Here is a 23437-nt window from a genome sequence, read left to right on the forward strand (position 1 = left end):
CCTGCGAGCCAGGCGTGACCGGACGTGAGTGGACGCGAAGGACGCGAGCAGGCGTGAGCAGGTGTGGGTCGGGTCGGAGTGGGCCGGTTCGGAGTGGGCCGGTTCGGAGTGGGCCGGTTCGGAGTGGGCCCGGCGAACCGGTGCGCTTCGGCGGTCCCCGCTCACCTGGGCCGCATCGACACCAGCTTCCCCCAGACCACCAGCCGGTAGCGGGAGGTGAACTCCGGGGTGCAGGTGGTCAGGGTGATGTAGTAGCCGGGTTCGTCGTACCCGTACCCCGGCCGGACGAGCGAGCGCGGGACGGGCCGGACGACCGCGGAGTCCGTGGGCGAGGTGCGCGGCAGGATCCGGTCGACGTCGTAGGTGTACGTCGCCGTCCGCGTCTCCACCTCGATGGCGTCCCCGCGCCGCAGCCGGGGCAGGTACCGGAACGGCTCACCGTGCGTGTTCCGGTGCCCGGCGAGCGCGAAGTTACCGGCCCGGCCCGGCTGTGCCGTCCCGCGGTAGTGGCCGACGTACCCCTTGTTCAGCACGTCCGCCTTGCTCACGCCCTCGGCGACGGGGACGCGCAGACCCAGCCGGGGGATGGTGAGCACGGCGTACGCCTGGGAGCGCCGGGGCAGCGCCGCGGGGGTGTACGGGCGCCGGGGCCCGCGGGAGGCGCCCGCGGCCCCGGACTCCGCGGATCCCACGGCGGAAGGCGCACCGGAACCGCCGGGAGGACCGCCGTCACCGGCCGCCGTACCGCCGTCCGCGCTCGTCGTACCGTCGTCGCCGGCCGCCGTACCGCCGCGCCACTCCCGCTCCAGCGCCGCCACCTTCCGCTCGGCGCCGCGCCGGGCCTCCCGGTTGGTCCACCACATCTGGTGCGCGACCAGCAGCAGGAGGACCAGCCCGGCGGTCACGAGCACCTCGCCCCCGCCCCACAGCACCCGCCCGTACCGGGCGCGCCTGCGCCGATCGACGTGCCGTACGACCCGCACACCCGCCGCAGCCCGCATCCGCGCCCACCTCCACCGGAGCCGCCCGCACGATAGGCGCAGCGCCTCCAACTGGCCAGAGAGAGAAGGGCGGCAGCCCGGAGCCCGGCTTCTTCCACTGGTTTGAGAAAGGCTCGTCGCAACCCTCGACAACACCGTCCGGCGCCCCGATGCTTCCTGTGGCACGCCGGGGGGACGAGGAGGCGGCACCGCTTCCGGGAACGCGGTGCCGGAGCCGCACGGAGAGGCGGCGAACGGCCCATGATCCGACGCAGAACACTGCTGGCCGCCGCGGGCGGCGGTCTCCTCGGCGGCGTGCCGGCCACGGGCGGCGGTCTCCTCGGCGGCGTGCCGGCCACGGGTACGGCCCGGCGGACGCGGCGATCGCCGTCGACCCGTCCACGACCTACGGCACCTGGGAGGGCTGGGGCACCTCCCTGGCCTGGTGGGCGAACGCCTTCGGTGCGCGGGACGACTTCGCCGACATCTTCTTCACGACCAGGAACACGACGTACAACGGCACGTCCCTGCCCGGCCTGGGCCTGAACATCGCCCGCTACAACCTGGGCGCGTGCAGCCGGAACAGCGTGGACGGCGCCTCGATGGCCGTCTCCCCGAACATCCCCTCCTTCAAGCAGATCGAGGGCTACTGGCAGGACTGGACGAACGAGGACCCGGCGTCCGCGGCCTGGAAGTGGACGGCGGACGCCACCCGGCGGGCCATGCTCGTGAAGGCGACCCAGCGCGGCGCGGTCTCGGAACTCTTCGCCAACTCCCCGATGTGGTGGATGTGTTCCCACCACAACCCGTCCGGCGCGGCCGACGGCGGCAACAACCTCCAGTCCTGGAACCACCGCCGGCACGCCTCCCACCTCGCGTCGGTCGCCCTGTACGCGCGGCAGCACTGGGGCGTGGACTTCGCGACGGTGGAGCCCTTCAACGAGCCCTCCTCGTCCTGGTGGACGGCGACCGGCACGCAGGAGGGCTGCCACATCGACGCCGGCGCGCAGGCGTCCGTACTGCCGTACCTGCGCAGCGAGTTGGACAAGCGCGGCCTGACGGGCACGCGGATCTCCGCGTCGGACGAGACGAGCTACGACCTGGCGCGCACCACCTGGAACTCCCTGCCGGCCACCGCGAAGGGCTGTGTCGACCGGGTCGACGTCCACGGCTACCAGGGCTCCGGAGGCCGCCGCGACCTGCTCCACACGGACGTGGTCACCACGGCCGGCAAGGCCCTGTGGAACTCGGAGACCGGGGACGGCGACGCCACCGGCCTGACGACGGCGAGCAACCTCCTGTACGACTTCCGCCGGCTGCACCCCACCGCCTGGGTGTACTGGCAGGTGATGGACCCGAGCCCGGGCTGGGCGACGATCGCCTACGACCCGGGCGCCCTCCAGCCGGGCGCGGTGCAGACGAAGTACTACGTCCTGGCCCAGTTCACCCGCCACATCCGCCCCGGCATGACGATCCCGGACACCGGGGTGAGCCATGCGGCGGCGGCCCTGGACCGGCCGGCGAAACGCCTGGTGATCGTCGCCGCGAACACCTCGTCCTCGGCCCGGACCCTGACCTTCGACCTCTCCCGCTTCACCGCCGTGACCGGCGGCCCCGGCGGCCTGGTCCCCCGCTGGAACACGGTCACGACGGGCGGCGACCGGTACACGGCCCGCTCGGACACCCGCCTGAACGGCACGTCGGTGTCCGTCCCGTTCGCGGGGAAGTCGGTGCAGACGCTCCAGATCGACGGCGTCACCATGTGACGGTCATGGCAGGGAAGGGCGTCCCGGCAGCCGTCCGGATACGCGTACCGGCGGGACGGCCCCCTCCCCCGCGGCCCACCGCGCCTCACGTTTGTCACGTCCCGGCAGTACGGTGTCCCCCATGCGCCCCGACACGCCTGCCGAGTACGTCGACCACTCCGCCGAAGCGGCACGCCTGGAGCGGACCGCCGGCCTGTACCCCGAGGACGCCGAGACCCTTCTCCTGCGGGCGGCGGCCCACCTGGAGCTGTCCGGCGACCGCCCCGCGGCGACCGCGCTCTACGACCGCCTGCTGTCGTCCGCCGACGGGCTGGACAACCCCGCCCTGGTCCGCGCCCTGAAGGCGTCGAACCTGTGGGAGTACGGCCATGAGGCCGAGGCGAGGGCGATCATCGAGGGCATCCGCACGACGGCGCCCCGGGACCCGGCCCCGTGGGTGATCGTCGCGGAGGCCCTGGAGTCCCACGACGAGCTGGAGGCGGCGGCGGAGACGTTCGGCGAGGCCGCGGACCTCCTGCTGCCGCACTCGCCGGAGGAGCCCCCTCCCGCCACCCACCCCCTCCTCTACGGCCGCCACCGCGTCCGCCGCATGCTGGGCCTGCCGCACGACGACCGGGACACCCTCGCGGACACCCTGCACACGTCCCCGGTCTCCCTGGACGAACTCCACGACCCCAAACGCGTGTGGTCCCTGGGCTCGGACAACCCGGCGGAACTGGCGGCGGAGATCTCCCGCCTCCGCGCCGAGCTGGGCGCCTACCGCGAGGCCCTCTCCCGCCCGTTCCCGGTGGCGGTCCTCCACTGGCCGGCCCCGGAACTCTCCGAGCTCCTCTCGGCGTACCCCACCCTCTCCTCGGAGTACCCGTCCCACACCGACCACTTGTCGACCATAGAGTCCTCCCTGCGCGAGCTGTCCGCCTCGGGCACGCCCAACCTGGGCATCGTGACGGGCACGGTCCCGTCGTACGAGGCGTTCGCGGCGTCGGAGGGCACGTCCCCGACGGACCCCACACTGCTCCCCCAGTACGCGACGACGCTGGCGGCACGGGGGCGGGCGGTGGGGTGGCCGCCGGGGCGGGGGGCGTCGTGCTGGTGTGGGTCCGCTGAAGGCTACGCAAACTGCCATGGGAATGACGCCTAAGGCGCGCAAGGAACTGATCCGCTAGCACTGCCGAGAGGGTGGGGGTCTTTGTTCGCCCCACCCTGCCCAAATTCCAGCCCTGCTCAGATCACCCCATCACAGTTCAGGAAAAACTTCCTCGATGATCTGAACCAGTTTACGGACCCCTTCAGCGTCAAGCTGGATGCTCTGGCTGACCTTATTGAGAATTTGCCGTTCGGTAGATCCGTAAGTGTCAAGTTGAAGTACACGTCGACCCTCGACAACAAACGACCGAAATCCGCAGACTACCGGACCATGCAGTCTCTACACGTCAGCAGAGACCGACTGAAACTCGTTGATTAAAGCCATGAGAGTCCCTCCTACATACCACCTCGGCGATAGGAAACGAAATCCGCCGAAGGCTAATTTCTACTTCTTGGCCATCTGTTCGTCCAGATCGCGAAACCCTTCGAGGACAAGATTCACGACCTTTACTTCATTCTGCGGATCGGGTTGCACCTGCATTTTGGCTCCCTTATGCGCAGCATCCCCCCTGGCCGTAGCCCAAGTCTCCGTTGCACTCAGCCAGGCGGAATCGATCTCAACTTCCTGAATGCCAAGCGGAAGGAGCAAACGCAGGAGATTCTTTTCTTTTATCCCATGGTTTTGGTTTCTCGCATAGCGATGGAGATCAGTCCGGGCTGCGTCTACTCGCGCTTCCAGTGATGGGAATTTGGCGGGCTTTGCTGCGGCCTCGCTTAGAGATTCAGGTATGGCAGGCGCGGACTCCCGGTATGCCACAACCGCCAACAGGCTCGTAGATACTGACCCAGCAGCCTTCCAAATCGACACAGCCTGGTCGACGACTTCGATCACACGATCCTCTATAAAAGATTCGAATTCGGCGTGCGCAAGAACCCTGAACGCTCGTGTATGCTCATACACCGACTCTTCGTATGAGCCCGTGGGATCGAACTCCTTCGGCAGAAAGCACTGACGAAGCTCCTCTATACGCTTCGCCAACTCCTCGAATCGTGAAGACGCCATCTCGCCTCTATGGAATAAGTCGATTATCGCGCAGTTCCGGCACACGCAGCTTGGCCCCGATAGCCTCACCAAGCGCTTCGCCCCAGAGGGAAAGGCGTCGATGCGTCGCGAGGGGCGTCTTGGTCGTCGTTTGAATCGACTCAACAAATCGCTGATTAGTGTCACAGAGATTACGGAAAGCCCATTCCACGATTTCTGCGCGAGAGACAGCAGCGGATCGCACATTGGCGTCGGAGAAGTAGTAGGTCATGACATCGAACACAGCTCGATTGAAACGTCCTTCATATTTTCCGCCGGCCCAGCGGTAGAAGGAGTTATCGCCGAACACCTTAAAAGTTGCCTCGATAGAACGGTTACAGTTCTCTCCTACTTGCTTGATCCGTTCCTCTTCTTTCGACCATTGAGCATTGAGGACGTTGACGGTGTCATCGAGGAACTTTTTGAGATTTCCTGTGTACTCATCCAAGGTGAACTGGAACCCAAAGTACCGCAGAAGCACCTCGACATCCCTCATGCGAAAATCGGGTTTGTCGATTCGGAGGGCAGCCCGAAGCCGCTCACTGTCCGATGCGCAGTCGTCCAAGAAGTCCGTAAATGGGCCAGGGTGGAGAGCTTGCCGCAGCTCTTGCGGTGACAGCTTGACACTGCCAGTGTTCAAGCGGAGGAACACGAGATTAAGGAAGTCCTCATTGGGCCAACGGCGAACGACGACGGTTCGAATGGTCTCGTTGAGAAGTGAATTAAGGTCGTCTACATAACTATCGTCACTCTCCATCTTCTTAAGAGTGACGAGCCTGAGGTCTTCGCGAACCTCCAGTCCGGTGAGCGAGAAACCTTTGAAGTTCTCTTCTTCGGTCGACGCCGCAAAGGACGAACCGGCTGCAAACTGCCTTAGTGCCAGAAGTCGTTGCTTTCCATCCAAAACGATGAACTTGCCTCGCCGATTCTTGTCTTCAGCGAGGACAATTTGAGGAATAGGTAGACCGAGAATCAGAGATTCAATGAAGCGACTCTTTCTAGGCTTATTCCAGGCGTCTCGCCGTTGAAATCGAGGATTTAGCTGAATATTGCCACGTCGCAGCTGACTCAGAATAGTCTCAGCTGTCCAGTCTGTGTCTGTGACAACGGCCCGTGTGACCTCTTCAGAGGTGACTGACGCGGCAGCGTCCTCTTCTTCACCATCTACGTCGTCCCAGTCAAGCCCGTCGTCGTTTGCCACGCCGCTCCCCACTTCCCGGTTCGGAACCTGATGATACTTCAGCTTATCAACCGGACCAGTTTTACAGACTAGATCGCGGATCGGTACCGGCGGGCACCTTTTTACGCTGAGGCATGGACGCTCTGCGCTACATGTCTCATTAACTCCATATACACCATAAGTGGCGGATGGGTCCGGCTACCCTTCTCCCATGGTTCGCGCAGTCGTCTTCGACGGCGGGGAGTGCTTGGTAGACGAGGCTCGGAACCTGGGCGGACTGGCTGGGGCTGCCCGCGGCACACGTTCCATGCGATGTTCGACACTGTGATAGCTCGGGGGCGGGACTACAGGGACAACTTCCAGGAGTTCCGGCCGAGGTTCGACCTCTGCGAGGAGCGGGAGAAGAGAGCCCGTCGCGGAGCAGCTTGAGACTTTTGAGGAAGAGGACCTGTACACCGATGTGTGCCCGGCGCTCGCACGGCTCCGAGCGAGCGCCGGGGTGCGGCTCGGTACCTCCCAGAACCAAACCGTACACACGGGCGGATACTGCGTGAGCTGTTCTCAGCCTTGGACAGAGCGATGGGCGAGTGGTTCGCCCGCGCTCACCCGACGCTCCACCAGGTACAGGCCGAGGCAGTGCTGTGCGAGGAGTCGCCGAGGGCCCGCTCATGACCGTGCGCCTCTCAAAACTCGGGCAGACCTGGAGTTCTCACAGATAATCTTCCGCCACTGATCACCGCGGAGTGGCCGCCGTGTCAGTGCCGTCGCTGCGAGGGGCACGGTAAGGACCCCGCGCGCTGAGATCTCTCCCATGAACTCCTGCCTGTCAGGGCGGCGGTGGTCAGTCGTGGCCGTGATCAGTTGAGCAAGAGGTGTGTGACGCTCGCGCGGTTCGGCGACTACGCCTGGGCGCAGGGTGACAGCAAGTGCTGGAGGGGGAGCCGCTGTGGTTCACGACGGAGGAGTTCACCGTGGCCGGCATCCACCCTGCTTGGTTCGGCTGTCCGTCTGCCCCTCACAGCCCCGCTCATCCTTCGATGCCCGACAGGAATGACTTGCGCACGACCACAGCTATTTGTGGGCCGCCCCATAAGAACGTTTCGCCCAGGAGGCGCTACGGCGGCCTATCATCTCAAGCCACCACCCGCCAGATGTGAGCCTGAGTTGATCGAACGCCACCGGCAAGGCGGCGATCTTTCGCACCGTGGGTCTTTCCCCTGGAGACCACTTACTGACTGGTGAAACCGCGTTCCCTGGTGCGTGGCACGCGGGACGAGGCCAAAGACGCTGCCGGGTGGATCGCGGTGTGCGCGGCCGGATACGCGCCCCGGATTGCCTCCGCGTGGGAGCGGGACCTCTACCTTGGCCGGCCCTCGTATCTGTCGCTCGCGGTGGTGACCTGTTCTCCGAATCGTTCGAAGACTGAGCCGCCGTATCCAGTCCTGGAAGGAGAAACCATGTGATCAACGGCCGCAGCGAGCTTGACGTCGGTGGTTACTGTAGCGCGGCCGACAGGGTGAGAGGGGCGAGCGGGCGCCGCGTGTGGTGGGCGGCGCCCGGGGGCTCGTCGTTGTTATGCCATCGCCGCCAGATCCGCCCGCCCGAACAGCAACGCGTACCCCGGAGGGAGTTGGGCGAGGACTCGGGTCGTCAGGGGTTCGCCGATGTGGTCGGACAGGACGCTCAGGACCGAGCTGACGTCCCAGCGGGCCGTCGCGGGGGTCGAGCCCTCTATGCGGGTGGCCACCGACTCCACGAACTCGCGGGCCGTCAACGGGTGGGTCGCCGGGATCTGGGAGGCGATGACTCGGCCCGCCTCCCGGGGGAGGGCCTGGGCCAGGGCCACGCGCTCGTCGCCGGTGACGTGGCCGCCGAGGGCCGACAGGACGATGCGGGTGACTCGTTCCGCCTCCACCCTCGTCGGGTACTGACCCGCGTCACGCACCGCCTCGGTCAGCGCAAGCCAGTCGGCGTTCTCCGCCTCCTCCTTGGCGCGCGGGCGCAGGGACGGGGTGGGGATGGTGGTTCTGGGCTGCGGGGTCGTCACGGTCATCGTGCTGGCTCCTCCTCCGGGACGCTTCGGGGCACCGGATGCCCGGTACCCCGTAATGCAGCGGACATGGGCGGGAGTTCGGCCATGTGCGGCATGGAACCCACGGAATGCATGGGATGCATGGGATGCACGGGATGCATGGGATGCACGGGACGCATGGGATGCATGGGCCCCACGGACACATGGGCTGCTTGAGCTGTCTGGACTGCCTGGGCCCCCTGAACTGCCTGGGCCCCTGAACTGCCAGGGCCACCCGGCCCCCCTGCGCGTGACGTGCGTGTGCGTGCCCCGCCTGTCCTGCGCGGCATGCCGGTCACCCAGGTCATGCCGCGAGCGGCACGCGGGGCACGCGGTCGGGTGTCGTGGGCTGCGTCCGTGCCATGCGCGTCACACGGCCTGTGCGGCGCGGGCTCAGCCGCTGATCTCCTTGCGGTCGCCGCCCCCGCCGGTGATCTGGATGCGGCGCGGCTTGGCCTGTTCGGCCACCGGGATGCGCAAGGTCAGGACGCCGGCCTCGTACGAGGCGTCGATGCGGTCCGTGTCGAGCGTCTCGCCCAGGAACAGCTGGCGGGTGAACGTACCCGTGGGCCGTTCGGCGACCAGCATCTCCGCGTCCTCGGGAGCGGGGCTGCGGCGCTCCGCGCGGACGTTGAGGACGTTGCGCTCGACGTCGAGTTCGATCGTCTCCGGGTCGATGCCGGGGAGATCGAAGTGGACCAGGAACTCTTCTCCGGAACGGTAGGCGTCCATCGGCATCGCGGACGGACGGGGGTTCGCGCCGAAGAGCTGCTGCGTGAGCCGGTCGAAATCCCGGAACGGGTCCGTACGCATGAGCATCACGGGTCACTCCTTCCCTCAAGGACTGGGATGCGATGCCCTACGACTTCTTATATAACTCTCCGCCGAAAACTTGACAAGCTTCGACTCAGGTACGGCTCGGGTCCGACTCGGGTTGAGGGTTCGATCCGGGCTCCATACGCCCACCCACCTGCGCGTCGGCCTCGGGACGGCGTTAGCCTCGGGCCAGACCCAACGGCAGTGAAACGGACACGAGGAGGCCACCATGGCCCGAGTTCCCAGCGCGGTCGTCGCCGCCACCGGGCTCGTCGGCGGTTACGGCGTCGCCCGCTGGACCAAGAAGCGAGAGCTCGGCGGGGCCGTGCTGGCCGTCGCCGGCGCCGCGGCGGCCCAGCAGTGGCGCGCCCGGGCCGGCGGGAAGGCCGCGGGCGCGCTGAGCGCCGCCTACGTCGCCGCGTTCGCCGGCTCGCACCCCCTGGCCAAGAAGGTCGGCGCCTGGCCGTCCGTCCTCGGTGTCGCCGGTGCCGTCGCCCTCGCCTCCTGGGCCGTCGCCGACCGCAGGGCCTGACAGCGGCAGTAGCGAGTAAGCCGCAGTAGCGAGTAGCAGTAGCAGCACAACGGCTACGGCTACGGCGGCTGCTGCTGCTGCTGCTACGACACCCCCTCCCCCGCCCGGAACGCCCTCCGGTACGCCTGCGGGCTCGTCCCCACCACCCTCCGGAACCGTTCCCGGAACGCCGTCGGTGAGCCGAAGCCCGTCTGGACGGCGATGCGTTCGACCGGGTACGCAGTGGTCTCCAGCAGGTACTGGGCCCTGCGCACCCGCGCCCGGTGCAGCCACTGGAGGGGTGTCGTACCGGTCTGCTCCCGGAACCGGCGGTTGAGGGTACGGGCGCTGATGCCGGCCTCCGCCGCGATCCCGGCCAGCGTCAGATCCCGGTCGCAGTGGTCCTCCAGCCAGGCCAGCAGGGGCTCCAGGGTGGTGCCGGCCGGGGCCGGAGGCAGGTCGTGGACGATGAACTGGGCCTGTCCGCCCTCCCGTTCCAGCGGCATCACGGACATCCGGGCCGCGTGCGCGGCGACCGCCGAGCCGAAGTCCTTGCGGATCATGTGCAGGCACATGTCCAGGGCCGCCGCGGCGCCCGCGGACGTCAGGAACTGGCCGTTGTCGACGTACAGGACGTTCGGGTCGACCGTCACCGCCGGGTGGCGCCGGGCCAGGTCCGGGGCCGCGACCCAGTGCGTCGTCGCGCGCAGACCGTCCAGCAGGCCCGTCGCCGCCAAGAGGAACGCGCCCACGCAGATCGACGCGATCCGGGTGCCGTTCGCCGCCGCGGCGCGCAGGGCCTCGGCGACCCCGGGCGGCAGCGTGTACGGGGGCTGCGCCACCCCGGGCAGGATGATCGTGTCGGCCTCCGCCAGCGCCTCCAGGCCGTACGGCGCCCGGACCGTGAAGGCGCCCGCGCTCACCTCCTCCCCCACCGAGCAGACCCGCACCCGGTACGGCTCCCGGCCGTCGGGCAGCCGCGCCCAGCCGAAGGTGTCGATGGGTGCGGAGAGATCGAACGGGATGACGCCGTCCAGCGCCAGTACGGCCACCGTATGCATGGCAAGAAGGTAGCTGTACGACGGGTTCCCGCCAACCAGCCGTACGAAGGGTCCCGCCAACCAGCCATATGACGAGTTGCCGCCAACCGGCCCACCACGGGTTCCCCGCCGCCGGCCTGACCGGCGCCACCCAGGGATGAGCAGCGGAGAAGGGCGCGGGACCACCCGCTGGCCGGAATTCGTCGATCACTGGCAATCCCGCCACTTCTGCGGGATCCCGGCGCCCTCTACCGTCCCCCCGTGACCAAGTTCCTGCTCTCCGTCCACGTCATCGCCGCGATCCTCGCCATCGGACCCGTCGCCGTCGCCGCCAGCATGTTCCCGCCCGCCGCCCGCCGCGCCCTGGCCACCGGACCCGGCGACGACAGCGGCCACGGCGGCGACGACCCCGACCCCACCGGCACCCTGCGCCTGCTGCACCGCATCTGCCGCGTCTACGCCGTCGTCGGCGTCGTCGTCCCCGTCTTCGGGTTCGCCACCGCCAGCGAGATGGGGGTGCTCGGCAGCGCATGGCTGATCGTGTCGATCCTCCTCACCACCCTCGCCGCCCTCGTCCTCGCGGCGCTCGTGCTGCCCGCCCAGTCCGCGCTCCTCGACGGGAGCGCGGGGGCTGAGCGGGCCGCGCGGCTCGGCATGGTCACCGGGCTGTTCAACCTGCTGTGGGCCGCGGTGACCGTCCTGATGATCGTCCGGCCGGGCTCCACGACCGGCGCCTGACGGTCACGGCCTGCTCGCCGCCGGCGGTGCCGTGGGACCACGGCCCTGCGAACCCGGCGTGCCCCGGGACGGCCGGGTGCCCTGGGCCGCGGCCTTGGCCCGGCCGGCCACCGCCGTCAGCGGGCGGGCGACGTCCTCCAGGGAGCGGCGTTCGGCCCGTACCGCCAGGAACGCGGCGACCAGCCCGGCCGCGCACATCAGCGCCGCGCCGATACAGAAGGCGAGGACCGTGTCACCCACCCGGCCCGTGCCCGTCAGATCGGCGAACAGCAGCGGGCCGCTGATACCGCCGGCCGCGGTGCCGAGGGCGTAGAAGAACGCGATGGACATCGCCCGCGTCTCCATCGGGAAGATCTCCGACACCGTGAGGTAGGCGCTGGAGGCGCCCGCCGAGGCGAAGAACAGCACCGCGCACCAGCAGGCGGTCAGCGTGCCCGCGCTCAGCGAGCCCCGGTCGAACAGCCAGGCCGTACCGAAGAGCAGCAGGCCCGACAGCAGGTACGTCGAAGAGATCATCACGCGACGGCCGACCGTGTCGAAGAGCTTGCCCAGCAGCAGCGGGCCGCAGAAGTTGCCGACCGCGATCACCGCGAAGTAGTAGCCCGTGTGACCGGAGGGCACGTCGAAGAACGTGGTCAGGATCGCGCCGAAGCCGAAGGTGATCGCGTTGTACAGGAACGCCTGGCCGATGAAGAGGGAGAAGCCGAGCACCGCCCGCCTGCGGTAGCGGCCGAACACCGTGCGGGCGATCTCCAGGAAGGACACGCTCTTGCGCTGGTGGATCTCCAGCTCGCCCTCGGCCGCGGGGAGCGGCTCGCCCCGCTCCTCCTCCACCCGCCGTTCGATGCCGGAGACGATCTCCTCCGCCTCCCGGTCCCGGCCGTGGATCAGCAGCCACCGCGGACTCTCCGGGACGTGCCGCCGTACCAGCAGGATGACCAGGGCGAGGACGGTGCCGAGCGCGAAGGTCAGGCGCCAGCCGACGTCCTTCGCCAGCAGCCCGGTGTCGAGCGCGACGATCGACAGCAGGGAGCCGCCGACCGCGCCCAGCCAGAAGCTGCCGTTGATGATCAGGTCGACCCGGCCGCGGTAGTCCGCCGGGATCAGCTCGTCGATCGCGGAGTTGATCGCCGCGTACTCACCGCCGATGCCGAAGCCGGTCAGGAAGCGGAACAGGAAGAACCACCAGGCCTCCCAGGAGACGGCGGTGAGCGCCGTCGCCGCGAGGTACACCGCCAAGGTGATCATGAAGAGGTGCTTGCGGCCGAACCGGTCGGTCAGCCGACCCCAGAACAGGGCGCCCAGGCAGGCGCCCGCCACGTACAGCGCGGCGGCGACACCGGTGACCTGCCCGGAACTGATGTGCAGGCCGCTGCCGGGCTCCGACAGCCGACTGGCGATGTTGCCGACGACCGTGACCTCCAGGCCGTCCAGGATCCACACGGTTCCCAGGCCGATGACGATCGTCCAGTGCCAGCGGGACCAGGGCAGGCGGTCGAGTCGCGCGGGGATGTCGGTGGTGAGGGTCCGGCCGGTGCCGGCCTCGGCTGTGCTCATGGGCGCTCCCTCCACGTCGAAGGACGGGACTACCGGGTGCCCTGGCCTGCGCGGAACAGTCCGGTCAGGCCCCCAGCCAGCGCGAGAGGGTGTAGATCAGCAGTCCGGCCAGGGAGCCCACCACCGTGCCGTTGATACGGATGAACTGGAGGTCCCGGCCGATGTGCGCCTCGATCTTGCGGGTGGTGTGCTCGGGATCCCAGCCCGCCACCGTGTCCGTGATCAACGAGGTGATCTCCGCGCGGTACGTCGTCACGACGTGCACCGCGGCGCCCTCCACCCAGCTGTCGACCTTGTCCTGCACCTTCGGCTCGGTCGCCATCCGCGCGCCCAGCGACAGCAGCGCGGCCCGCACCCGCGTCCGCAGCTCGCTGCGCTCGTCCTCCGCCGCCGCCACGATCATCGACCGTACGGCCGTCCACACGGACGCGATCAGATCCTGCACCTCGCCCCGGCCCAGCACCTCGCCCTTGAGCCGCTCCACCCGCGCCCGGGTGTCCGTGTCGGACTGGAGATCGGAGGCGAAGTCGGTGAGGAAACGGTCCAGCGCGCCACGCGCCGGGTGCGACGGCATGTCCCGCATCTCCGTCACGAACCGCAACAGCTCCTTGTAGACCCGCTCACCCACCTTCCGGTCCACGAACCGCGGGGTCCAGCCCGGCGCACCACCCTCCACGGCCACCATCACATCGTCCCGGTGCAGCACCAGCCAGTCGTGCGCCCGGGCCACCACCAGGTCCACCACCCGGCGGTGCCCGCCGTCGGCGACGATCCTCTCCAGCGTCTTGCCGATACCCGGCGCGATCTCCTGCGCGTTGGCCCGCCGGGTGATCGCCTCGCCGACGACCGCCTGCACATCGGAGTCCCGCAGCACCGTCAGCGCACCCCGCAGGGCCGTCGCCAGCTCCGCCGTCACCCGGTCCGCGTGCTCCGGCTCGGCCAGCCAGGCCCCGAGCCGGCTGCCGATCCCGACCGCGTGCAGCCGCTGCCGTACGACGTCCTCGGAGAGGAAGTTCTCACCGACGAACTCTCCCAGCGAGACCCCCAGCTGATCCTTCTTCGTGGGGATGATCGCGGTGTGCGGGATGGGCAGCCCCAGCGGATGCCGGAAGAGGGCCGTGACCGCGAACCAGTCGGCGAGCGCGCCGACCATCCCCGCCTCGGCCGCCGCCGCCACATAGTCCGTCCACGCCCCGGCACCCGCGTTACCGGCCGTCTTCGCCAGCACGTAGACCACCGCGACGAACAGCAGCATGCCCGTCGCCGTGGCCTTCATCCGCCGCACCCCGCGCCGGCGCTCCTCATCGGCCGGGGTGAACGCCGTCATCGTCTTGTACGACACGACCCGCCCCGGTGTTCCCGTCTCGGTAGGTTCCATCAGCTCCACCCGTTCGGTGATCCCGCACACAATTGTCCCTTCCTGACCGACTCCCGGAACGAAACAGGAGTTCCCGGCGTCTGTCTGGAGGGGAGTAATGGCAGGGTCCTGTCACATCTCCCCGGCCCATGACCCATCATGGGCGAGCAAGATCGGAGCCTCGGGCTCCCATCTGTCGAGGAGAACAACACAAGCGTGACCAAGCGTCATGGTTATGCCGTCCTGAGCGCGCTCATCGCGCTGGTCGCGGCCCTGTCCGCCGCCATATACGTCACCGTCGCCGCCGACGACGGCACCCCGCGCGGCGCCCTCGGCGACAACCGCCCGCGCCACGACTCCCACGCCGCCCCCGCCTCCACCGGCACCTGGGTCGGCGCCTGGGCCACCGCCCCCGTCGGCGGCGAACCCGGCACCGAGACGGCCGGCCTCGCGGGCCGCTCCGTCCGCAACGTCGTCCACACCAGCGTCAGCGGTACGAGTGCCCGCGTCACGCTCTCCAACCTGTACGGCCAGTCCGCCCTCACCATCAGCCACGCCTCCCTCGCCCTCGCCCTCGGCGACGGCAGCGCCGCCGCCGACGCGGAAACGATGCGGCGCCTCACCTTCGACGGCGCCCCCGGCGTCGTCATCCCCGCCGGCGGCCAGACCGTCAGCGACGCCGTACACCTCACCCTCCCGCACGGCGCCGACGTCCTGATCACCACCTACTCCCCCACCCCCTCCGGGCCGGTCACCTACCACCCGCGCGCCCGGCAGATCTCCTACCTCGCCACCGGCGACCGCACCGAGGACACCACCGGCACCCCCTACACCGGACAGACCCCGTACTGGCGGTATGTGACCGCCCTCGACGTGCTCAGCAACGAGGCCACCGGCACCGTCGTCGCCTTCGGCGACTCCCTCACCGACGGCGTCACCTCCACCACCGGCGCCAACCACCGCTGGCCCGACATCCTCTCCGGCCGGCTCCGCAGCGCCCTGGAAAGCGGGCGGCAACTGCCCCGCTACGGCGTCGTCAACGAAGGCATCAGCGGCAACCAGGTCCTCGCCGACGGCCTCGGCCGGCCCGCCGAGAACCAGAGCGGCCTCGGCCGCTTCGGCCGCGACGCGCTCGACCGCCCGGGCGCCAAGGTCGTCGTCATCGACCTCGGCATCAACGACATCCTGCGCAACCCCCGGCTCGCCGACCCCGACCGCATCGTCACCGGCCTGCGCACCCTCGTCCGCCAGGCCCACGCCCGCGGCCTGGAGGTCGTCGGCGCCACCCTGATGCCGTTCCAGGGCCACCACGGATACACCCCCGCCCGGGAAGCCGTACGGCAGCAGGTCAACGCACGGATCCGGGCCGGCGCGGTCTACGACGCCGTCGTCGACTTCGACAAGGCCCTCCGGGACCCCTACGACCCGCGCCGGCTGCGCCCCGAGTACGACTCCGGCGACCACCTCCACCCGAGCGACCTGGGCTACCGCACCATGGCCGAGGTCTTCGACCTGCGCACCCTGAAGGGCGCGGGCCAGACGGAGCTGTGACCGGGCGGAGCTGTGACCGGGCGGCGAGGAATACTGGCGGGCATGACCCGCTTGATCCTCGCCACCCGCAACGCCGGAAAGATCACCGAGCTGAGGGCGATCCTCGCCGAAGCCGGACTCCCCCACGAACTCCTCGGCGCGGACGCCTTCCCGGACGTCCCCGACGTCAAGGAGACCGGCGTCACCTTCGCCGAGAACGCCCTGCTCAAGGCGCACGCCCTCGCCCAGGCCACCGGCCTGCCCGCCGTCGCCGACGACTCCGGCCTGTGCGTCGACGTCCTGAACGGCGCCCCCGGCATCTTCTCCGCCCGCTGGGCCGGCCGCCACGGCGACGACAAGGCCAACCTGGACCTGCTGCTGGCCCAGCTCTCGGACATCGCCGACGAGCACCGCGGCGCCCACTTCGCCTGCGCGGCGGCCCTCGCGCTGCCGGACGGCACCGAGCGGGTGGTGGAGGGACAGCTGCGCGGCACCCTGCGGCACGCCCCCGCCGGCACGAACGGCTTCGGCTACGACCCGATCCTCCAGCCGGACGGCGAGACACGGACGTGCGCCGAGCTGACCCCCGAGGAGAAGAACGCGATCAGCCACCGCGGCAAGGCGTTCCGGGCACTGGTGCCGGCGGTGCGGGAGCTGTTGGGCTGAGTTCGCGAAGAGGCCCGGCACCTTTGGAACGAAGGTGCCGGGCCTCTCCGCCGGCGTGCGCCCGGTCGGATTTGAACCGACAACACCAGGCTTCTAAGGCCTGTCTCTCTGCCGTTGGAGTACGAGCGCCTGCTGTGCCCCACCTTACTGGGCGGAAGTATGCCGTTGCCGACCACCTCGGCACCAGGTGCTCGTCGTCGCGTGGCAGTTGGGACAGAGCAGCCGGAGATTCTCACGCCGGTCGTCGCTCCAGTCACCGTTGATGTGGTCGACCTCCAGCGTCATCGGCTGCCCGCCCCACTCCGGGCCGACGCCGCACCCGGCGCACTCCTCCGGTACGCCCACCTCGCGGAGCGCACGGCGCAGCAGCTGGGTTCGCGTCCGGCGTCGACCGTCGTGCCTGACCAGGATGTCCTCGGGACGCCTGACGCGATCCGCGCGAGTCTTGCCACGTTTGTGCGCCTGCCCCAGGAAGTGCGCGGTCGAGATGCCCTCTTCGGCGACCCGCTGACGCAGGAGCGCGCGCTGCGTGCCGGTATCCGGCCGCCCGAGACGCCGTAGCGTCTCCGCGATGGAGATCGACTCGGCCACGGCCGTACGCAGTTCACCGGTAGCGGAGCCGCCCAGTCCGCCGGAGTCGGAGAAGCGGGAGATGTCGATGCCGAAGCACGCAAACCGCCGCGCGAGGTACCGGCGCAGTTTGCCGTAGGGACGAGTGCCGAAGAAGGCGATGACCTCGTCGAGGCTCGCACACCGCTCGGCGGCCTCCGCCAACCGCTCACGCGTGTACCGCACCCCGCTGCTCATACGGCGCCGCCCCGGGAACGGCCCTTGCCGCGTCCTCGGTAATGGTCCGTGACCGAGTGACAGTTGGGGCAGAGGAAGCGCAGGTTCTCGATCCGGTTGTTCCGCCAGTCGCCGTCGATGTGATCGACCTCCAGCCGGAGCGGACGGCCCCGCCACTGAGGCCCGGTACCGCAGCGAGCGCAGCGCTCCGGCAGGCCCAAGGCGGTCATCGCCCACCTGAGCCGGTCGCTGGGGATGCGCCGAGCCTGGCCGGCCGGTTGCTGGACGAGCAGGGCCTCCGGCGTCCTGGCGCGCCAGGGTTTCCCGCGCTGCGTCGGCAGCTGGAAGTGCGAGGTGTCGATCCCGTACGCCTTGATCCTGCGGCTGATGTGCGTGTGATGGCCGCCGACGATCTCCAGGCCGAGGTGGCGCAGCACCTCGCACATGTTCGTGGAGGCGGCCACGGCCCCCTCAAGCACTTCCCTTGTCCACTTCACTCCCTCCCGCTCGAAGTGCGAGACGTCCACTCCGAGCTTCTTCATCCGCCCGAGCAGATACCGCCGCCTCGCACTCCGCGGATCCACCCCCAGCCTCTCCAGCGCCTCCGACAACGTCCTCGCCCCGCGAGTCGCCGCCTCCAGGCGTTCCTTCGTGTAGGTGCCGGCCCCCACCGAGCCCCCTCCGTCCCGGGCGTCCGTTCGGTGCCCGTACGGAGTAACGAACCGGCTGTCGGACAGTCACGTCCGGGAGCACGGAAGACGGCCCGCACCGGGGGCTTCCGGGGCGGGCCGTTCGTGCGGTGGGCGGGTCAGATGCCCAGGTCCTTGATGATCTTTGCCACGTGGCCGGTGGCGCGGACGTTGTAGAGGGCCCGTTCGACCTTGCCCTCCTCGTCCACGACGATCGTGGAGCGGATGACGCCCAGGTACGTCTTGCCGTAGTTCTTCTTCTCGCCGTAGGCGCCGTAGACCTCGGTGACCTTCTTGTCCGGGTCGGCGAGGAGGGTGATCCTCAGGGACTCCTTGTCGCGGAACTTCGCCAGCTTCTCCGGGCTGTCGGGGGAGATGCCGATGACGTCGTAGCCGGCGCCGGCCAGCAGCTCCAGGTTGTCCGTGAAGTCGCAGGCCTGCTTGGTGCAGCCCGGGGTCAGGGCGGCCGGGTAGAAGTAGACGATGACCTTGCGGCCCTTGTGGTCCGAGAGGGACACCTCGGTGCCGTCGGCGTCGGGGAGGGTGAAGGCGGGGGCCACGTCCCCCGGCTGGAGTCGCTCGCTCATCGGGCCAGCCTAACCGGGGGGCCTTGCGGTGCGGCGCGGCCCGGAGCTGACAAACTGTTCGGAACAGCATCAGCAGATTTCGGAGGCCGTACGGTGGCGGACACGTCGGACACCAGAACCCCGGCGCAGATCGAGGCGGACATCAAGCGCCGCCGTGAAGTGCTGGCCGAGACGCTCGACGAGATCGGGGTGCGGGTGCATCCGAAGACCATCGTCGGCGATGCGAAGGCCAAGGCCATCGCCCATGTCGACCATACGGTCGGGCGGGCGTACGTGCAGGTCAACCGTGTCGTGAGCGAGGTACGGGCACAGCTCGTGAACGATCAGGGGGCACCGCGCCTGGAGCGGGTGGTGCCCGTCGCGCTCGTCGTCGTGGGGGTCGTGGGGCTGCTCGCCCTCGGGGCCCGGCGGCGCAGGGACTGACCGGGACAGGTAGGTTCGAGCCGTGAGCGCCAACAGAAACGAGCACAGCACCCCCCACCACGACAAGCTGCCCATCCGGATGCTGCACGACCGGGTTCTCGTGCGGCAGGAGACCGGTGAGGGCGAGCGGCGGTCGGGGGGCGGCATCCTGATTCCCGCCACCGCGGCGGTCGGGCGGCGGCTGGCCTGGGCCGAGGTCGTCGCCGTCGGTCAGAACGTACGGACGGTGGAGCCCGGCGACCGGGTCCTGTTCGACCCGGAGGACCGGGCGGAGGTCGAGGTGCGGGGCGTGGCGTACGTCCTCATGCGCGAGCGTGACCTGCACGCCGTCGCCGCGGACCGGTTCGAGGGGTCGGAGGACTCCACGGGGCTGTACCTGTAGGAACCTGTAGGAACGAAGAGCGAGAGGGCCGGTGACCATCGTCACCGGCCCTCTTTGCCGTGCTTTTGCTATGTTCGGAAGGAGCCCGACGAGACGCGTCGTACCGGGCGAAGGCAAAGACGACGCACCCCGAAGAAGAGTCACCGTGTCTCGGAGGTGCCTGTCATGGCCTGGGTCCTGCTCGTCGTCGCCGGTCTGCTGGAAGTGGGCTGGTCGATCGGGATGAAGTACAGCGAGGGGTTCACCCGGCCCCTCCCGAGTCTGTTCACCGGCGCCGGCATCGTCGCGAGCATGGTCCTGCTGTCGTACGCCGCGAAGTCCCTGCCCATCGGTACGGCCTACGGCGTGTGGGTGGGCATCGGCGCGGCCGGTGCGGCGGTGCTCGGCATGGTGGTGCTGGGTGAGCCGGTCACCGCCGCCCGGATCTTCTTCGTGTGCCTGCTGCTGGTCGCCGTGGTGGGGCTGAAGGCGACCAGCGGTCACTGAGGCGTCGGGGGCGCGCCGTCAGCGGTGGTGTCAGGCGTGGTGTCAGGTGCCGGGAAACCCTCCGGCGCCCGTGTCCGTGCCGGTGGTTCCGCCGCCGGGTGTGCCGCCGCCGGTGGTCCCGCCGCCGGTGGTGGCGCCCCCGTCGGTCGTGCCGCCGCCGTCCGTGGTCCCGCCGCCGGTGGTCGCCCCTCCGCCGGTCGTGTCGCCGCCGGTGGTGGCGCCCCCGTCCGTGGCCGTGCCGCCGTCGGTCGGGGTGCCGCCCGTGGTGCCGGTGCCGCCGTCGGTCGGGGTGCCGCCGCCCGTGGTGGCGCCGCCCGTCGGGGTGGCGGTCGCGCCGCCGGTGGTCGGGGTGGCGGTGGTGCCGCCGTCGTTCCGGCCGCCGTCGGTGCCGGGCTGGGCGGTGCTGGTGGCGGGCGGCTCCTGGACCTGGTCGGCGCCCTGCTGGAGCTCCAGGTCGAAGTCGCTCGCCGGCTTGCCCTGCAACGCGTCGCGCGTGTACTGCGCCCAGATCTGGGTGGGCGGGCCGCCACCGTTCATACGCGCCTGGCCGAGCGCCCCGTACAGCGGCTGGTGCTTGGCGGTCACCGGGTCCTGGCCCATGACGGAGACCACCGTGGCCAGGTCGGGGGTGTAGCCGGCGAACCAGGCGGCGGTGTCGCTCTCGGCGGTACCGGTCTTGCCGGCCGCCGGACGGCCCGCGGCCTGGGCGGCGGTCGCGGTGCCGTTCTCGACCACGCTCTGGAGGACCGAGGTCGTGGTGTCGGCGGCCTCCCGGCTGACGGCCTGCTTGACCGGCTGCTCGGGCAGCTTGACCTCGTCGGTGCCGTCCTTGGTGATCTTCTCGACCAGGGTGTACGTGCCGTGCTTGCCGTGGTTGGCGAGCGTGGCGTAGGCCTCCGCCATGTCCAGGACGCTGGCGGTGGCGGTGCCGAGGGCGATGGACGGGTACGGCTGGAGGTCCGGGGTGTCGGAGGGGACGCCCAGGTCGACCGCGGTCTGCTTGACCTTGGCGGGGGTGACGTCGACGGCCATCTGCGCGTACACCGCGTTCACCGACAGGTCGGTGGCCTTGCGGACGGTGATGGGGCCGTACGACTTCTGGTCCTCGTTCTCGGGGGCGTAGGCGCCGCCGTTCCAGCCCTGGACCGGGCGCTGGTTGGTGCCGTCGTAGACCGTGTTCGGGGTGATGGCGCGGCCGTCCTGGGTGGTGGACCCGTTCTGCACGGCGGAGGTGAACACGAACGGCTTGAACGTCGAGCCGACCTGGAAGTCACCGCGGGTGGCGCCGTTGGTGTACTGCTTCACGTAGTCGATGCCGCCGTACATCGCGACGACCTTGCCGGTCTTGGGGTCGACGGAGGCTCCGCCGGCCCGGACGAAGGTGTCCGCCTTGCGGTTCTTCTTGTCCAGCTTGGACATGAGCTGGTCGTCGACCGCCTTGACGAAGGCGTCCTGCCGGTCCTTCTGGATGGTGGTGGTGATGCGGTAGCCGCCGGCCGTGAGGTGGTCGGAGTCGATGATGTTGTTCGAGGTGAGGTACTGCTTGACCGCCTCCACGAGGTAGCCGCGCTGGCCGGACATGCCGGTGGAGATCGTCTGCTCCTTCGGCATCGGGAACTTCATGCCGGCGCGCTTGGACTCGCTGAGCCAGCCCTTGGTGACCATGCCGTCCAGGACGTAGTTCCAGCGGGCGACGGCCGCCTTGCGGTTCTCCGGGTGGGCGACGACGTCGTACTCGCTGGGCGCGTTGACGAGCGCGGCGAGGTAGGCGGCGCGGGCCGGGTCGAGGTCGGAGGCGTCGCGGCCGTAGTAGGCCTGGGAGGCGGCCTGGATGCCGTAGGCGTTGCGGCCGAAGTAGCTGGTGTTGAGGTAGCCCTCCAGGATCTCGTCCTTGGACTTGTTCTGGTCGAGCTTGATCGCGATGAAGAATTCCTTGGCCTTGCGGGTGACCGTCTGTTCCTGGGCCAGGTAGTAGTTCTTCACGTACTGCTGGGTGATCGTCGAGCCGGACTGCTTGCCCTTGCCGGTGGCGGTGTTCCAGCCGGCGCGGAGCATCGCCTTGGGGTCGACGGCGGACTCGGTGTAGAAGTCCCGGTCCTCGGCGGCCAGTACGGCGTGCTGGGCGTCCTTGGAGACCTGGGCGAGGGTGACGTTCTCGCGGTTGACCTCGCCGTCGCGGGCGAGCTGTGAGCCGTCGGCGTACAGGTAGACGTTGCTCTGCTTGGTCGCGAACGCGTTGGCCGGGGGGATCTTCACCAGGGAGTACCCGACGAAGAACAGGCCGACGAGCAGCAGCACGCCGACGAAGAAGGTACCGAGCACCATCCGCCAGGTCGGGATGATCCGCCGCCAGCCGGTCCGCTTGGGCCGCTTGTTCTTCTTGCCCTTGCCCTTGCCGTTGCCTCCGGCGGTCTGGCCGTCGGTGGCGGGGAGGGCGGTGGTGGAGGCTTCGGAGGCGTTGTGGGAGGTGGTGCCGGCGCCGACCGCTGAGGCGGCCGAGGCTGCTGAGGCGGCTGCCGCACCGGTCGCTGACCCGGCGGCGGCCTTGGCGGCCTGAGCACCGGCTCCCGCACCGGCACCGGCTCCCGCCGCGGCGGTGCCGGCCGCGCGGGCGGCGCGGGCGGCCCGGGCGGCGGCCGGGGAGGAGGGAGCGGCAGCACCGGCCGGTCCGGCGCCGGAGGTCTGGGCAGGGCGGTCCTCCCCGGCGGGGCGGGGGACGGTGGGACGGGGGGTGCTGTCCGGCTCACCGGAGCGGGGCGCGTTGACCCGGCGGAGCACCTGCGTGGTCTCGGGCGCCGGGGCGGCGTCGGCCTCCTGCCGGGCACCGGACTTCGGCTCCCGGGGCGGGGTGATACGGCGGAGCACCTGGGTGCTCTCGGCCGGCGGCTCCTGTCCGGAACCGAGCGGAGCGCCCGGCTTCCCGCCGCCGGCTCCCTCACCGCTGCCGGACGCACCGGCACGCGAGCCACCTCCGGCGGCGGAGGCACCACCGGCACCGCCGGCACCGCCGGCAGCCGAACCCACACCGTCAGCCGCGGCCCCACCGGACACCGGTGCCCCACCGGACTCCGCGCGCCGGCCGGGCACCGAACCGCGACCGGACTCCGGACCACGGCCGGGTGCCACGCCGGCACCACCTGCCGGCGTCCCACCGGACACCGGGCCGGACCCGGACCGCGCACCACGACCAGCGGCCGGCCCGCGACCGGACCCCGAACCGTCGCCGGACTCCGGACCACGATCAGCTGCCGGGCCACCGCCGGTCCCCTGCGCACGCCCGGACTCCGGACCGCGACCGGTCGCCGGGGAGTTCCCGGACGCCGGGCCGCGGCCGGGCTCCTGAGCGCCGCCGGAGGACGCGGTTCCGCCGGCCCCCGCAGCACCCGTCTGTTCCGTGCGGGCGCGGGCCGCCTGGCGGGCGCGGGCGATGGAAGCCGTCCGGTCCCGGTCCTGTCCGGCCGAGTCCGCGGAGCGGGAGCCGTCCTGCGAGGACGCGTCGCCCGTCATGCCGGAACGGTTCCGGGACGCCGATCCCGGCGTGCCGGAGCCGGCCCGGGACGGGGAGTCCGCCGGGCCGTCGGTCCCGGCCGTCCGACCCGCGCCACGCTCAGCAGCCGCCGGGCCTCCCGCGCCGGCGCCACGGGTGCCGTCGGCCCCCCGCTCGCCGCGCTGCGGCCTGCCCGCGCTCCCGGGCCGGCCGGCGCG

The 23437-nt window shown here is 70.0% G+C and carries 20 protein-coding genes, 1 tRNA gene, 2 pseudogenes and 1 riboswitch; of the genes and pseudogenes, 10 read left to right on the top strand and 13 right to left on the bottom strand.

Annotated features, from left to right (window positions below):
* Positions 1-161 precede the first annotated feature (161 nt).
* The gene (locus tag IE273_RS03210; protein WP_189813566.1) at positions 162-1001 is read right to left on the bottom strand and encodes a class E sortase; all 840 of its coding nucleotides are present in this window, start codon (positions 999-1001) and stop codon (positions 162-164) included.
* Positions 1002-1241: 240 nt separating this feature from the next.
* Between IE273_RS03210 and IE273_RS03215 the strand changes: the two are divergent.
* Together IE273_RS03215 and IE273_RS03220 are read left to right on the top strand one after the other, a co-directional pair.
* Positions 1242-2746: pseudogene (locus IE273_RS03215) on the top strand (glycoside hydrolase).
* Positions 2747-2867: 121 nt separating this feature from the next.
* A complete protein-coding gene (locus IE273_RS03220; protein WP_189813567.1) occupies positions 2868-3887 on the top strand; it encodes an SEC-C metal-binding domain-containing protein in 1020 nt (339 codons plus the stop codon).
* A gap of 390 nt (positions 3888-4277) precedes the next feature.
* Here the strand turns inward: IE273_RS03220 and IE273_RS03225 are convergent, their stop codons facing one another.
* On the bottom strand, positions 4278-4895 hold the full coding sequence (locus IE273_RS03225) for a HEPN domain-containing protein (protein WP_373309288.1): 618 nt from the start codon (positions 4893-4895) through the stop codon (positions 4278-4280).
* A gap of 7 nt (positions 4896-4902) precedes the next feature.
* Positions 4903-6114 carry a DUF262 domain-containing protein gene (locus IE273_RS03230; protein WP_189813569.1) on the bottom strand — a complete coding sequence of 404 codons (1212 nt, stop codon included), beginning with the start codon at positions 6112-6114 and terminating at the stop codon, positions 4903-4905.
* A 190-nt stretch (positions 6115-6304) separates the two neighbouring features.
* Here IE273_RS03230 and IE273_RS43305 point away from each other — a divergent pair.
* Positions 6305-6657: pseudogene (locus tag IE273_RS43305) on the top strand (haloacid dehalogenase); the annotation flags it as partial.
* Positions 6658-7666: 1009 nt separating this feature from the next.
* Here the strand turns inward: IE273_RS43305 and IE273_RS03235 are convergent.
* Both IE273_RS03235 and IE273_RS03240 read right to left on the bottom strand, forming a co-directional pair.
* On the bottom strand, positions 7667-8146 hold the full coding sequence (locus IE273_RS03235; protein ID WP_189813570.1) for a DUF2267 domain-containing protein: 480 nt from the start codon (positions 8144-8146) through the stop codon (positions 7667-7669).
* Between the two features lie 411 nt (positions 8147-8557).
* Positions 8558-8983 carry an Hsp20/alpha crystallin family protein gene (locus IE273_RS03240; protein ID WP_189813571.1) on the bottom strand — a complete coding sequence of 142 codons (426 nt, stop codon included), beginning with the start codon at positions 8981-8983 and terminating at the stop codon, positions 8558-8560.
* A gap of 226 nt (positions 8984-9209) precedes the next feature.
* Between IE273_RS03240 and IE273_RS03245 the strand changes: the two genes are divergently transcribed.
* Positions 9210-9512 (top strand): hypothetical protein, encoded by a 303-nt coding sequence (locus tag IE273_RS03245; protein ID WP_189813572.1) that lies wholly within the window; start codon positions 9210-9212, stop codon positions 9510-9512.
* An 83-nt stretch (positions 9513-9595) separates the two neighbouring features.
* Here the strand turns inward: IE273_RS03245 and IE273_RS03250 are convergent, their stop codons facing one another.
* Positions 9596-10552: a GlxA family transcriptional regulator gene (locus IE273_RS03250; RefSeq protein WP_189813573.1), complete on the bottom strand. Its 957-nt coding sequence runs from the start codon at positions 10550-10552 to the stop codon at positions 9596-9598.
* A 240-nt stretch (positions 10553-10792) separates the two neighbouring features.
* Between IE273_RS03250 and IE273_RS03255 the strand changes: the two genes are divergently transcribed.
* The gene (locus tag IE273_RS03255) at positions 10793-11269 is read left to right on the top strand and encodes a hypothetical protein (RefSeq protein ID WP_189813574.1); all 477 of its coding nucleotides are present in this window, start codon (positions 10793-10795) and stop codon (positions 11267-11269) included.
* Positions 11270-11272: 3 nt separating this feature from the next.
* On the opposite strand, the gene IE273_RS03260 is transcribed toward IE273_RS03255, so the two are convergent.
* Together IE273_RS03260 and IE273_RS03265 are read right to left on the bottom strand one after the other, a co-directional pair.
* Positions 11273-12826 (bottom strand): MFS transporter, encoded by a 1554-nt coding sequence (locus tag IE273_RS03260; RefSeq protein ID WP_189813575.1) that lies wholly within the window; start codon positions 12824-12826, stop codon positions 11273-11275.
* Between the two features lie 64 nt (positions 12827-12890).
* Positions 12891-14204 carry a DUF445 domain-containing protein gene (locus IE273_RS03265; protein WP_229887047.1) on the bottom strand — a complete coding sequence of 438 codons (1314 nt, stop codon included), beginning with the start codon at positions 14202-14204 and terminating at the stop codon, positions 12891-12893.
* A 195-nt stretch (positions 14205-14399) separates the two neighbouring features.
* Between IE273_RS03265 and IE273_RS03270 the strand changes: the two genes are divergently transcribed.
* On the top strand, positions 14400-15734 hold the full coding sequence (locus tag IE273_RS03270) for an SGNH/GDSL hydrolase family protein (RefSeq protein ID WP_189813576.1): 1335 nt from the start codon (positions 14400-14402) through the stop codon (positions 15732-15734).
* Between the two features lie 42 nt (positions 15735-15776).
* Complete coding sequence (gene rdgB, locus IE273_RS03275; RefSeq protein ID WP_189813577.1) at positions 15777-16379, top strand: RdgB/HAM1 family non-canonical purine NTP pyrophosphatase; 603 nt, start codon at positions 15777-15779, stop codon at positions 16377-16379.
* A gap of 56 nt (positions 16380-16435) precedes the next feature.
* On the opposite strand, the gene IE273_RS03280 is transcribed toward rdgB, so the two are convergent.
* The 4 genes from IE273_RS03280 to bcp form a co-directional block, all read right to left on the bottom strand.
* A tRNA-Leu gene (locus IE273_RS03280) sits at positions 16436-16508 on the bottom strand.
* 15 nt (positions 16509-16523) lie between these two features.
* The gene (locus IE273_RS03285; RefSeq protein ID WP_189813578.1) at positions 16524-17186 is read right to left on the bottom strand and encodes an HNH endonuclease signature motif containing protein; all 663 of its coding nucleotides are present in this window, start codon (positions 17184-17186) and stop codon (positions 16524-16526) included.
* The gene (locus IE273_RS03290; RefSeq protein WP_189813579.1) at positions 17183-17836 is read right to left on the bottom strand and encodes an HNH endonuclease signature motif containing protein; all 654 of its coding nucleotides are present in this window, start codon (positions 17834-17836) and stop codon (positions 17183-17185) included. The genes IE273_RS03285 and IE273_RS03290 overlap by 4 nt, the downstream gene beginning before the upstream one ends.
* 137 nt (positions 17837-17973) lie before the next feature.
* Positions 17974-18441: a thioredoxin-dependent thiol peroxidase gene (gene bcp / locus IE273_RS03295; protein ID WP_189813580.1), complete on the bottom strand. Its 468-nt coding sequence runs from the start codon at positions 18439-18441 to the stop codon at positions 17974-17976.
* Positions 18442-18534: 93 nt separating this feature from the next.
* Between bcp and IE273_RS03300 the strand changes: the two genes are divergently transcribed.
* The 3 genes from IE273_RS03300 (at position 18535) to IE273_RS03310 (ending at position 19732) form a co-directional block, all read left to right on the top strand.
* On the top strand, positions 18535-18864 hold the full coding sequence (locus IE273_RS03300) for a DUF3618 domain-containing protein (RefSeq protein ID WP_058080705.1): 330 nt from the start codon (positions 18535-18537) through the stop codon (positions 18862-18864).
* 22 nt (positions 18865-18886) lie between these two features.
* Positions 18887-19246 (top strand): GroES family chaperonin, encoded by a 360-nt coding sequence (locus IE273_RS03305; protein ID WP_014672972.1) that lies wholly within the window; start codon positions 18887-18889, stop codon positions 19244-19246.
* A gap of 57 nt (positions 19247-19303) precedes the next feature.
* Positions 19304-19375: riboswitch (guanidine-III (ykkC-III) riboswitch) on the top strand.
* Positions 19376-19411: 36 nt separating this feature from the next.
* Positions 19412-19732, top strand: coding sequence for a DMT family transporter (locus tag IE273_RS03310; RefSeq protein ID WP_014672973.1), 321 nt, complete (start codon positions 19412-19414; stop codon positions 19730-19732).
* Between the two features lie 42 nt (positions 19733-19774).
* Here the strand turns inward: IE273_RS03310 and IE273_RS03315 are convergent, their stop codons facing one another.
* A complete protein-coding gene (locus IE273_RS03315; protein ID WP_189813581.1) occupies positions 19775-22597 on the bottom strand; it encodes a transglycosylase domain-containing protein in 2823 nt (940 codons plus the stop codon).
* Between the last annotated feature and the right edge of the window lie 840 nt (positions 22598-23437).

Origin of the sequence: Streptomyces olivaceoviridis (assembly GCF_014650115.1) — a bacterium.
Taxonomy (GTDB): domain Bacteria; phylum Actinomycetota; class Actinomycetes; order Streptomycetales; family Streptomycetaceae; genus Streptomyces; species Streptomyces olivaceoviridis.